The sequence below is a fragment of the Smaragdicoccus niigatensis DSM 44881 = NBRC 103563 genome, assembly GCF_000380645.1.
Classification (GTDB): domain Bacteria; phylum Actinomycetota; class Actinomycetes; order Mycobacteriales; family Mycobacteriaceae; genus Smaragdicoccus; species Smaragdicoccus niigatensis.
The window spans coordinates 963,614-976,324 of the sequence record NZ_AQXZ01000019.1 but is presented as its reverse complement, the minus strand read 5'-3'; the positions used below and the strand labels follow the sequence as shown (position 1 = coordinate 976,324).

1 protein-coding gene (running past one end of the window) is annotated in these 12,711 nt (G+C 66.1%); it reads left to right on the top strand.

Going from position 1 to position 12,711, the window contains the following annotated elements; genetic code table 11:
* Nucleotides 1–12,711: the 3' end of a non-ribosomal peptide synthase/polyketide synthase gene (locus F600_RS29880; RefSeq protein WP_018163560.1), read on the top strand. The gene continues 34,596 nt to the left of window position 1, outside the view; only the last 12,711 of its 47,307 coding nucleotides appear in the window; its start codon lies off the left edge, out of view; the stop codon is at nucleotides 12,709–12,711.

Sequence of the window (12,711 nt, the reverse complement as noted above, 5' to 3'; positions counted from 1 at the left end):
GGAAGCATCGATGTCTCGTCGCTCATCGTCCGCACCAGCGGCGATGCGTCCGAGGCGTACAGCCGGGCGCTCGACAACCTCGACCCCGCAAACGGCGTCATGCTGCAGTTCGTCTGGCTCGAGAACCGCGATCGCCTGCTGTTCGTGGCCCACCACCTCGTCGTCGACGGCGTTTCGTGGCGGATCATCATTCCGGACCTGGTTCAGGCGTGGGCACAGCTCTCGAACAACCAGACCGTCAGCCTCAGCTCGGTCGGCACGTCGCTACGTCGTTGGTCGCACGCGATGGTCGACGAAGCCGACAAGCGTGCCGGTGAGCTCAACTTCTGGAAGCAGACGCTCGACGGACCGGACCCGCTGTTGGGCAACCGTTCGTTCGACCCGGCTGTCGATACTGCTGCGAGCCTGCAGCAGGTCGAGGTCTCGGTGTCGCCGGAGACGACGAAACGCCTGCTCACGCTCGTCGCGGACAAGTACCGCGGTGGTGCCCAGGACGGTCTGCTGACCGCTCTCGCGATCGCTCTCGACGGCCAGGCGCTGATCCAGATGGAAGGCCACGGACGCGAGGACATCGTGCCGGGCGCCGACCTGACTCGCACGGTCGGTTGGTTCACTTCGGTCTACCCGGTTCGCCTGGACGTGACGGGCCTCGAGCCTGGTGCTGCCATCAAGGCGGTCAAGGAGCAGATGCGCGCGATCCCGGACAACGGAATCGGCTTCGGTCTGCTGCGGTACCTGAACGAGGACACCAGGGCGGAGCTCTCGGAGTTGCCGACCGGCCAGATTTCATTCAACTACCTGGGTCGCATGGGCGGCGGTATTGAAGTCCCCGCTGGTCTGGGCTTCATTCCGGCCACCGACATCACCGACGTCGAGGACCTGCGTCCGTCGACGATGGCCGCGAACAAGACGATCGACATCAACGCGGTGGTCACCGACAACGACGTCCTCAAGGCGACGTTCGCGTTCCCGGCGGGTGCCATCGACCGGGACGCCGTCGAGGCGATTGCCCAGCGTTGGACCGCTGCGCTCGAAACTCTCGCTGCGCACCTGGCCGAGACTGAGGGTGGCCTCACGCCGTCCGACGTCGTCGTGCCGCTGAGCCAGCGCGAGATCGAGGCGTGGGAGTCGGAGTACCCGGACCTCACCGACATCTGGGGTCTGTCGCCGCTGCAGGGCGGTCTGCTCTTCCACGCGATGCTGGCGGAGACCACGGTCGACGTCTACATCTCGCAGGTCGTCATCAAGCTCGTCGGCCAGGTCGATCCGGCGCGGATGCAGGCTGCGGCCAGCGCCGCGGTGGCACGTCACGCGATCCTGCGTGCGGGCTTCCAGACCGCGGACACCGGTCTGCCGGTGCAGCTCATCATGGGCGAGGTCGAGGTTCCGTTCGCGATCCACGACGTCACTGCTTCTGCTGACCCGCAGGCTGAGGCTGACCGCCTGGTCTTCGAGGACCGCACCCGCTGGATGGACCCGACGAAGCCGCCGTTGCTGCGCTACTCGCTGATCCAGACGAGTGCCGAAGAGTGGACGATGACGTTCGCGATCCACCACGTGCTGGTGGACGGCTGGTCGATGCCGCTGCTCATGAAGGACCTTCTGGTCCTCTACGCCACGCGCGGCGATGCGTCAGCCCTTGGACAGGCGCGCTCGTTCAAGGCGTACACCGAGTGGCTCGCGAAGGTCGATCAGCAGGCTGCGCTCGAGGCGTGGCGGGACAACCTGGTCGGCGTCGACGAGCCGACGATCATCGCACCGGGTGACCACAGCCAGATCACCACGCTGTCGGGCGAGTTCGACTTCGAACTTGATCCGGCTGTCGCCGAACAGCTTTCGAAGCTCGCGGCACGACTGGGTGTCACGCCGAACACGATCACGCAGGCTGCGTGGGGTCTGTTGCTGTCCCGCATGACGGGTCGCGACGACGTCGTCTTCGGCAACACCGTGTCGGGTCGTCCGCCGGAGCTGCCGGGTGTCGAGGAGATGATCGGTCTCTTCATCAACACGGTTCCGCTGCGCGTCAAGGCCGGTGCGCAGGAGACGATCGAGACCGTCGTCCAGCGTCTGCAGAGTGAGCAGACTGCGCTGCTCGACCACCACTACGTCGCGCTGCCGGCCATCCTGGCCGTCGCGGGACAGGGTGCGCTTTCGGACACGCTGTACCTGTTCGAGTCGTACCCGATCGACGTCGAAGGCCTCGCGAGTGCGGCCGACATCGACGGCATGCGCATCAACGACGTCAACGTCATCACCGTCACGCACTACCCGCTGACGCTAGTTGTCGGTGTCCACGGCACGCAGGTGAAGTTCACGCTGCAGTACCTCGCGGCGCTGTACTCCGAGTCGGATGTCGCTGCGGTTGCGGGCCGACTCATGCGCATCCTGTCGCAGATGATCGAGAACCCGGCCAAGCAGGTCGCGGAGATCGACGTGCTGTCGGCGGCGGAGAAGGTCACGATCGTCGAGGAGTGGAATGACACGTTCCACGAGACCGACACGACCGAACTGCTGCATGAAGCGTTCCAGCGTCAAGCCGTGGCGACTCCGAACACGACTGCGGTCGAGTTCGAGGGGGAGCAGCTCACCTACGCGGAGTTCGCTGCGAAGGTGAACCGTCTGGCCCGCCACCTGCAGTCCGTGGGTGTCGGTCCGGAGTCGCGCGTGGCGCTCGGTATGGCGCGCTCGCTCGACCTCGTCATCGGTATGTACGCGATCGTCACCGCTGGTGGCGCGTGGGTTCCGGTCGATCCGGAGCACCCGTCGGAGCGCACGGCTTATGTGCTCGACACGGCGCAGCCGGCGGCAGTGTTGACCACTTCTGCGTACCCGTACGAGACGGACTTCCCGGTCGTCAATGTCGACGAAGTCGACCTGACGCAGTACTCCGCCGAGCCGCTCACGAACGTCGGCCTGCGTCCGACGAACACCGCGTACGTCATCTTCACGTCCGGCTCGACCGGTCGCCCGAAGGGTGTGGCGGTGCCGCACCAGGCGATCGTCAACCAGATCAAGTGGATGAACGCCGAGTACGCGCTGACTGCGGACGACATCTACCTCCAGAAGACGGCGACCACGTTCGACGTCTCGCTGTGGGGTTACTGGATGCCGCTCGCCAGCGGTGCGCGCCTCGTCGTCGCAACGCCGGATGGTCACCGCGACCCGGCGTACGTGTCGGCGAAGATCGCCGAGCTCGGCGTGACGATCACCGACTTCGTGCCGTCGATGCTCTCGGTCTTCATCTCGCAGGCTAAGGCTGCTGACCTCGCCACGCTGAAGCACGTCTACGTCATCGGTGAAGCACTTCCGGGTGCCACGGCTCAGGCCTGGATGCGTCTGTCGGATGCAGGTCTGCACAACCTCTACGGCCCGACCGAAGCTGCGGTCTCAGTGTCGTACGAGCAGGCCAAGCCCGAGCACGAAGTCGCCGTTCCGATCGGTGTTCCCGAGTGGAATGTCCAGTGGTACGTCCTCGACTCGCGGCTGCGTCCGGTTCCGGTCGGTACTCCGGGTGAGCTCTACCTCGCGGGCATCCAGCTCGCGCGGGGCTACCTGGGCCGCCCGGATCTCACGTCGGATCGCTTCGTGGCGAACCCGTTCGCCGAGGGCCGCATGTACCGCACGGGTGACCTCGTCAAGTGGCTGCCCAACGGTCGCATCGACTACATCGGTCGTACCGACTTCCAGGTCAAGCTGCGTGGTCAGCGCATCGAACTCGGTGAGATCGAGGCGGCGCTGCTCGACCACCCGTCGATCACTCAGTCGGCGGCGGTCGTTCTCAACGTCGCTGCTGGTCAGCAGCTCGTGGGCTACGTGGTCGGAAACGTGAACGTTGCCGAGCTGCCGGACTTCCTCGCCGACCGTCTGCCGCGTTACATGATCCCCGAGGCGTTCGTCGTGATGGACGCCTTCCCGCTCAACACCTCGGGCAAGCTCGACCGCAAGGCGCTGCCGGCTCCGGACATCCAGGTCGCGGCCTACCGTGCGCCGTCGACTCCGATCGAGGAGTCGGTTGCCGAGGTCTTCGGTCACGTGCTCGGCATCGAGCGCGTGGGTGCCGACGACGACTTCTTCGGTCTCGGCGGTAACTCGCTGCTCGCGACGCAGGTGATCGCGCGTCTGTCGGCGGCGCTCGAAGCCCGGATTCCGGTCCGGTACATCTTCGAGGCTCCGACGGTCGCTGAGTTGGCCCGCCGCGTCGGTTCGCATGCTGGAGAAGGTGCGCGGAAGGCTCTCAAGGCCGGCCCGCGTCCGGCGCACATTCCGCTGTCGCTCGCGCAGCAGCGGATGTGGTTCCTCAACCGTTTCGAGCCGGAATCCGCGGTCAACAACATCCCGATCGCGATCCGTCTCACGGGCTCGCTCGACGTCGCTGCTCTGCAGCAGGCGTTCGGCGATGTGCTGCAGCGTCACGAAGTGCTGCGGACCGTGTACCCCGAGGGTCCGAACGGTGCTGAGCAGGTCATCCTGACCGCCGCGCAGGCGCTTCCGGATCTGACGCCGATTGAGGTCACCGAGGACGAGATCGTCGCTCGGGTCACTGAGATCGTGGTTCAGGGCTTCGACGTCACAACCGCAGTTCCGTTGCGCGCCAGCCTGTTCCAGGTCGGTGCTCAGGATTACGTCCTGGTGCTGGTGGTCCACCACATCTCGGCTGACGGTTTCTCGATGGGACCGCTGGCTCGCGACGTGATGATCGCGTACAGCTCGCGTTCGACCGGCAACGAGCCGGGCTGGGCACCGCTACAGGTTCAGTTCGCGGACTTCGCGATCTGGCAGCGTGAGGTTCTCGGCTCCGAAGACGACCCGAAGTCGCTCATCAGTGAGCAGGTTGCGTACTGGCGGGACGAGCTTGCAGCGCTGCCTGCGGTGCTCGACCTGCCACGTGACCGGCCACGTCCGGCGATCGCGTCCTACCAGGGCGCGGCACATCGCTTCGAGGTTCCGGGCGACGTCGCTCGTGGTCTCGCGGGTCTGGCGAAGTCGAACGGCGCAACGCTCTTCATGGCCGTTCACGCTGGTCTCGCCGTGCTGCTGTCCCGACTGTCGGGCACGTCGGACATCGCGATCGGTACGCCGGTCGCAGGTCGTGGTGAGGCTGCGATCGACGATGCCATCGGTATGTTCGTCAACACCTTGGTCCTGCGGACCGAGGTCGAGCCGAGCACTACCTTCGGCGACCTTCTCGCCGACGTTCGCCACACGGACCTCGGTGCGTTCGGACACGCGGACCTGCCGTTCGAGCGTCTCGTCGAGGTGCTCAAGCCGGTCCGTTCTACCGCGCACGCGCCGTTGTTCCAGGTGTTCCTCGTGTTCCAGAACCTCGGTCAGACCGAGTTCGAACTGCCCGACCTCAAGGTCGCCGGCGTCGACTTCGACGCTTCGATCGCGAAGTTCGACCTGCAGTTCACGTTCTTCGAGAAGTTCACGGAAAGTGGCGAACTCGACGGCCTGACCGCGCAGATCGAGTACGCGACGGATCTGTTCGACGCCTCCACCGTGGCTTCGTTCGCCGAGCGCCTGAACCGCATCTTCGCGGCGGCCGCGCCGGCGACGATCGTCGGCGACATCGCGCTCACTGACGATGCCGAGCTCGATACGGTCCTGCGGACGTGGAACAACACGGCCGTCGCGATCCCGGAGGACGCGACCCTCGCGTCGCTGTTCGCCGCCCGCTCGGTGCAGTTCGCGTCACGTGTCGCTCTGGTGGACGACGAAACGTCTCTCACGTACGCCGAGTTCGCTTCGCGTGTGAACAAGCTGGCCCGCCACCTGGTTTCGCTGGGTGTCGGACCGGAGTCGATGGTCGGTGTCGGTCTGTACCGCTCGATCGACATGGTCGTCGCGATGTACGCGATCCAGGCTGCGGGTGGCGCGTACACGCCGCTCGACCCGAACCTCCCGATGGAGCGCTTGAGCTACATAGTCGAGGCGGCACAGCCGGTCGTCGTGCTCACGGCGGTGTCGGCGAACCTCGAATTCGAGGGTGTCCGGAGCCTCCGTATCGACGAGATGCAGCTCAGCGCGTACTCCGGCCTTCCGCTCACCGACGAGGACCGCAACGCTCCGCTGCGTCCGGAGAACCTCGCGTACGTGATCTTCACGTCCGGTTCGACGGGTCGCCCGAAGGGCGTCGCGATCAGCCACTTCTCGGCGATCAACCAGGTCGTCTGGGAAGCCGGGCGGTACGCGATCACCCCGGATGACGTCGTGCTCCAGAAGACGCCGGCCACGTTCGACGTGTCGGTGTGGGAGCTGTTCTCGACGATCGCCGCGGGCGCGAAGATGGTCGTCGCCAAGGCCGACGGACACGGTGACCCGGCGTACCTCGCCCAGGTCATCGAGCGCGAAAAGGTCACCGCGACCTCGTTCGTGCCGTCGATGCTCGACGTGTTCGTCCAGTCCGTCTCGCGCGAGTCGGTCGCGAGCCTGCGTCTGATCCAGATCGCCGGTGAGGCGTTGACCGGTCGCACGCTGTCGGCGACGCGCAAGCTCACCGGTGCGGAGCTGCACAACCTGTACGGCCCGACGGAGTTCACCGTCCACGCGACCCACATCCACCTCACCGAGTGGGGTTCGGGTGCGGTCCCGATCGGTGGTCCGGTGGCCAACGCGCAGCTGTACATCCTGGACTCGCGCCTGCGTCCGACCCCGGTCGGCGTCGCGGGTGAGCTCTACCTCGCGGGTCGCCAGGTGGCGCGGGCGTACTTCGGTCGCGCGGACCTCTCGGCGGAGCGGTTCGTCGCCAACCCGTTCGGCCCCGGCCGGATGTACCGAACTGGCGACTTGGTCAGGTGGAATTCGAACGGCGATGTCGAGTACATCGGCCGTACGGACTTCCAGGTCAAGCTGCGTGGCCTGCGTATCGAGCTCGGCGAGATCGACGCGGTGCTGCTCGAGCAGCCGGAGGTCGCCCAGGCGGCGACGCTGGTTCGGACCGACGGTCCGGGTGGTGACGTGCTCGTGGCGTACGTGGTCGCCGAGCAGGGACATGAGATCGACACGAAGGTCCTCAGCAACGCGCTGCGGGATCGACTGCCGGCCTACATGGTTCCGGCGGCGTGGGTCGTGCTCGATGCGTTCCCGCTGAACGCGTCCGGCAAGCTCGACCGCAAGCAGCTGCCCGCACCGGTCTTCGAGGCACGCGAGTTCCGCGCGCCGTCGACGCCGATCGAGCAGCTGGTTGCCGAGATCTTCGGCGAACTGCTGGGTCTTGAGCGGGTCGGTGCGGATGACGACTTCTTCGGTCTCGGCGGTAACTCGCTCGTCGCGACGCAGGTCGCGGCTCGCCTGGGTGTCGCTCTCGACGCGCAGATCCCCGTCCGAGCGGTCTTCGAGGCGTCGACCGTGGCAGCCCTTGCTGCTCGCGTCGAGTCGCACGCCGGTGAGGGTGCCCGCAAGGCACTTGTCGCTGGTGAGCGTCCGGATGTCATCCCGCTGTCGCTCGCGCAGCGTCGTATGTGGTTCCTCAACCGCTTCGACCCGGCGTCGGCTGTCAACAACATCCCGGTCGCGATCCGCCTGACCGGCGAGGTCGACGTCGAGTCGATGCAAGCCGCGTTCAGCGACGTCATCGGCCGTCACGAGTCGCTGCGCACGATCTACCCGGACGTCAACGGAACCCCGCGACAGAAGGTGCTGTTGGCGTCGGAGGCGGGCATTGCGCTCGAGGTCTCTGAGTCGACTGAAGCGGAGATCTTCGGCAAGGTTGTCACGCTCGCGACGACCGGCTTTGACGTCACCGTCCAGGTGCCGATCCGCGCTGCGCTGTACGAGCTCGCGGCGAACGATTACGTCCTCGCACTTGTGGTCCACCACATCTCGGCGGACGGCTTCTCGATGGGACCGCTGGCCCGCGACATGATGATCGCGTACGCCTCGCGGACCCATGGGGACGCTCCGGGTTGGGCGCCGCTGGCGGTTCAGTACGCGGACTTCGCGCTGTGGCAGCAAGAGGTGCTCGGCTCCGAAGCTGACGCGGACTCGATCGTTTCCAAGCAGGTTGCGTACTGGAAGAACCAGCTCGTCGACCTGCCTGAGGTGCTCGAACTGCCGGCGGACCGGCCGCGTCCGGAAGTCGCGACCAACCAGGGTGCTGTTTGGCGTTTCGCGGTCTCGGCCGAGGTCACGGACAAGCTCGCCGCGATCGCCCGCGATCGCAATGCGTCGCTGTTCATGGTCGCCCACTCGGCGCTGTCGGTGCTGCTCGCACGCCTCTCGAGCACGACCGACATCGCGATCGGTACGCCGGTCGCGGGTCGCGGTGACGCTGCCCTCGACGACGTCATCGGCATGTTCGTCAACACGCTCGTCCTGCGGTCTTACGTCGCCCCAGGGGCGACGTTTAGCGACCTGCTGGCGGCGAACCGCGAGTCGGACCTGTCTGCGTTCGGCAACGCCGACGTGCCGTTCGAGCGTCTCGTCGAGGTGCTCAACCCGGTGCGTTCGACCGCGCACACTCCGCTGTTCCAGGTCATGCTGACGTTCCAGAACCTCGGTCAGGGTCTGGCGCATTCGACGTTCGAGCTGCCGGGTCTGTCGGTCGCTCCAGTGCCGTACGACACGACGGTCGCGAAGTCGGATCTACAGCTGACGCTCGTCGAGCAGTTTGAAGGTTCGAAGTCGAACGGCATGGTCGCCGAGTTCACCTACGCGACCGACCTCTTCGACGAGTCGACGATCGTGAGCTTCGGGGAGCGGTTTAACCGTGTTCTCGATGCGATCGCGGCTGACCCTGAGGTTGTTGTCGGGGAGATTGACATCCTCGCCGCGCAGGAGCGTTCGTCGCTGCTCGGTGAGTGGACGACCCTCGGTGATGACCGCGGCGCAACTGGCACGCTCGTCTCGGAATTCGAGAAGGCTGCCCAAGCGCACCCGGACAACATCGCGGTCCGCTACGAGGACACGTCGCTCACGTACCGCGAGCTCGACGAGCAGGCCAACCAGCTTGCCCGCATGCTCGTCGCGGCCGGGGTTGGAACCGAGTCGCTTGTCGCCGTGGCACTTTCACGGTCGGCAGAACTCGTTGTCGCCCTGATGGGTGTGCTCAAGGCCGGTGCCGGTTACCTGCCGGTCGACCCGAGCTACCCACCGGAGCGCATCGAGTACATGCTGTCCGATGCCTCGCCTGCGGCGGTCGTGTCGTCGGCTGCTGACCGAGCGAATGTGGTTCTGCCGGAAGGTGTGCCGGTCGTCGACATCGCCGACCTGAGCGGTTCGACTGAGCCGCTGGACGTGCAGATCCGCGAGCAGAACATCGCGTACGTCATCTACACGTCGGGTTCGACGGGACGTCCGAAGGGCGTTCAGATTCCGCACGTCAACGTGCTGCGCCTGATGCGCAACACGGACGCGGAGTACGGCTTCGGACCGGACGACGTGTGGACGATGTTCCACTCGTACGCGTTCGACTTCTCGGTGTGGGAGCTGTGGGGCCCGCTGCTGTACGGCGGAACGCTCGTCGTGGTGGATTACTTCACCTCGCGGTCGCCGCAGCAGTTCGCGGAACTGGTGCGTCGTGAAGGCGTCACGGTTCTGAACCAGACGCCGTCGGCGTTCTACCAGTTCGCCGAGGCCGACAAGTTCATCGACGAGACGCTGCCGGAAAGCAAGCTCCGCTACGTCATCTACGGTGGTGAAGCGCTCGAGCTCAAGCGCCTCAGCGGCTGGTACGCCCGCTACGCGGACAACGCTCCGACGCTGGTCAACATGTACGGCATCACCGAGACGACGGTCCACGTTTCGTACCGTTCGTTGACCGCGGAGATGGCAGCTTCGGCTGCATCGAGCGTCATCGGTCAGGCCATCGCGGGTCTGAAGGTATTCGTCCTCGACAACCGTCTCCGTCCGGTCGCCCCGGGTGTTCCGGGCGAGATGTACGTCGGCGGTGTGCAGATGGCGCGCGGCTACCTCGGTCAACCGTTCCTCACGTCGACGCGCTTCGTCGCCGATCCGTTCGGCGAGCCGGGCGCGGTCATGTACCGCTCCGGTGACGTCGCTCGGTACAACACGGCAGGGGAGCTCGAGTACCTCGGCCGTGCGGACGACCAGGTCAAGGTTCGTGGTTTCCGTATCGAGCTCGGTGAAATTGCCGCGGTCGTGGCGGACCAGGACGGTGTCTCGCAGGCCGTCGCGATCGTTCACCACGACGAGCGGACGGGCGACCAGATCGTCGCGTACGTCGTGCCGGATGCCGGTGCCACGGTCGACACGGATGCCGTGATCGTAGGCTCGACCGAGCGTCTGCCGGGCTACATGGTGCCGACGGTCGTCATGGTCGTGGACAGCATCCCGCTGACCGCGAACGGCAAGCTCGACCGCCGCGCGCTGCCGAAGCCGGAAGCCCAGACTCGTGCCTACCGGGCACCGGTCACTCCGGTCGAGCAGGTTGTTGCCGGTGTCTTCGCCGAGGTCCTCGGCGTCGATCGAGTCGGTGCGGACGACAACTTCTTCGCCCTCGGCGGTAACTCGCTGCTGGCGACGCAGGTGGTCGCACGCATTGGTGCCGCCCTGCACGCGACGATCCCGGTTCGGCTGCTGTTCGAGACGGTTTCCGTCTCCGAACTCGCCGCTCAGGCCGAGTCGTACGCGATGTCGGGTGCGCGCAAGCCGCTCGTCGCAGGGGAGCGTCCGGACACGATTCCGCTGTCGCTCGCGCAGCAGCGCATGTGGGTGCTGAACCAGATCGACACCGCTTCGATCGCGTACAACATCCCGCTCGCGATTCGTCTGCAGGGTGCGCTCGACACGGACGCGCTGAAGCAGGCGTTCGCGGACGTCATCGAGCGGCACGAGAGCATGCGGACCGTCTACCCCGAGGTCGACGGTCAGCCGGCGCAGAAGGTCCTCGCGGCCTCGGCGCTCGAAGGTGCACTCGAACTCGACCTGACGATGGAAGGCGACCCGCTCGCCAAGGGCATCGCGCTCATGGCTCAGGGCTTCGACGTCGCAGCTGCTCCGCCGCTGCGGGCGAAGGTCATCAAGGCGGGTGAGGACGACTTCTACCTCGTTGTGGTGCTCCACCACATCGCGGCGGACGGTGTCTCGATGCTGCCGCTCGGCCGGGACGTCATGACGGCGTACCTGTCGCGGGTTGCTGGAAACGCGCCGGGTTGGGACCCGCTGAAGGTGCAGTACGCCGACTTTGCGCTGTGGCAGCGCGAGGTCATCGGCACCGACGACGACCCTGAATCGGTCGCCGGCAAGCAGCTTGCGTACTGGCGGGACGCTCTTGACGGTTCTCCGGAGCTGCTCGCGCTGCCGACCGATCGTCCGCGTCCGAACACGCCGTCGATGCAGGGTGCGGCCGTCCAGATCCGTCTGTCGGCCGAGGTGCACCAGCGCCTCGTCGCGATCGCGGCTGAGCGTCGCGCGACGCTGTTCATGGTCATCCATGCGGCGTACGCGATCGCGCTGTCGCGCATCACGGGCGAGCGGGACATCGTCGTCGGTACGCCGGTGGCGGGCCGCGGTGAGCGCGAACTCGACGACCTCGTCGGTATGTTCGTCAACACCTTGGTTCTGCGCACAGGCGTCGATCTCGGCACGGTCTTTGCGGACCTCGTCGACGTCGCTCGGGAAGCCGACCTCGCTGCCTTCGGCAATGCCGACCTGCCGGTCGAGCGCATCGCCGAGGTGCTGCGTCCGGGTCGCCGCACGGCCTACAACCCGTTGTTCCAGGTGATGCTGAGCTTCCAGAACATGGAGCAGGTATCGCTCGAACTGCCGGGTCTGACGGTCTCGCCGGTTGACCCGGGTGGATTCATCGACGCCAAGGTCGACCTGTCGCTGAACCTGGCGGAGAACTTCGCCGAGGATGGTGCACCGGCCGGTATCACTGCGGCGATGACGTACGCGACGGATCTCTTCGACGCGCCCACTGTCGAAGGCTTTGCCCGGATCTTCGAGCGGGTCGTCGACGCGGTCGTCGCAGACGCCGCGGTGGTCGTGGGTGACATCGACATTGCTGGTCAGACAGCTGCTCCGGTTGTGGCTCAGCCGGCTGCTGTGCCGGTTGCTTCCGCGAGCGGTGTGGGTCTCGTCGGTGAGTTCGCGGCCTCGGTCGAGGACGACCCGGAGGCTCCGGCGATCGTCATGGGCGAGGACCTCGAAGTCACCTACGCCGAACTTGACAAGCGTTCGTCGCAGCTTGCACGCAAGCTCATCGAGCTCGAGGTCGGACCTGGATCGTTCGTCGCGATCGATGCGGGCCGTTCGGTCGAGTCCGTGGTGGCCGGTTGGGCCGTGCTCAAGGCGGGTGCGGCGATCGGTACCGAAGGTGCGGTCGTCAACATCGGCAATGGCGGGATCGACCCCAACGATCCTTCGCTTGCCTCGCTGTCCGGACGTCCAATCACGCAGGCCAACCGCGTTCGTGCCCTCACGGGTGCCGACCCGGTGGTCGACGGCATGTCGTACGACGACCTCGCTGCGGTCGTGGCTCAAGTCGAGATCGACTACGAGTCGCGGACATTCGCGGTCGGCGCCAAGGCTGCCGTGATCGAGTTGGTGGTCGCCGGTACCTCAGGTGCGACGGTTGCACTCTCCGAGGACGGTCTCGCTGATGCCCTGGCCAACGAGTGGGTCACCCACCTGTTCGCCTCGCCGGACGTGATCGGCTCAGTCGACCCGGAGGATGCTCCGGACGTCGAGACGGTCGTTTCGGTTGGGGGACCGGTCGAGTTCGGGGACGCGACAGTCATCGAGGTCTAA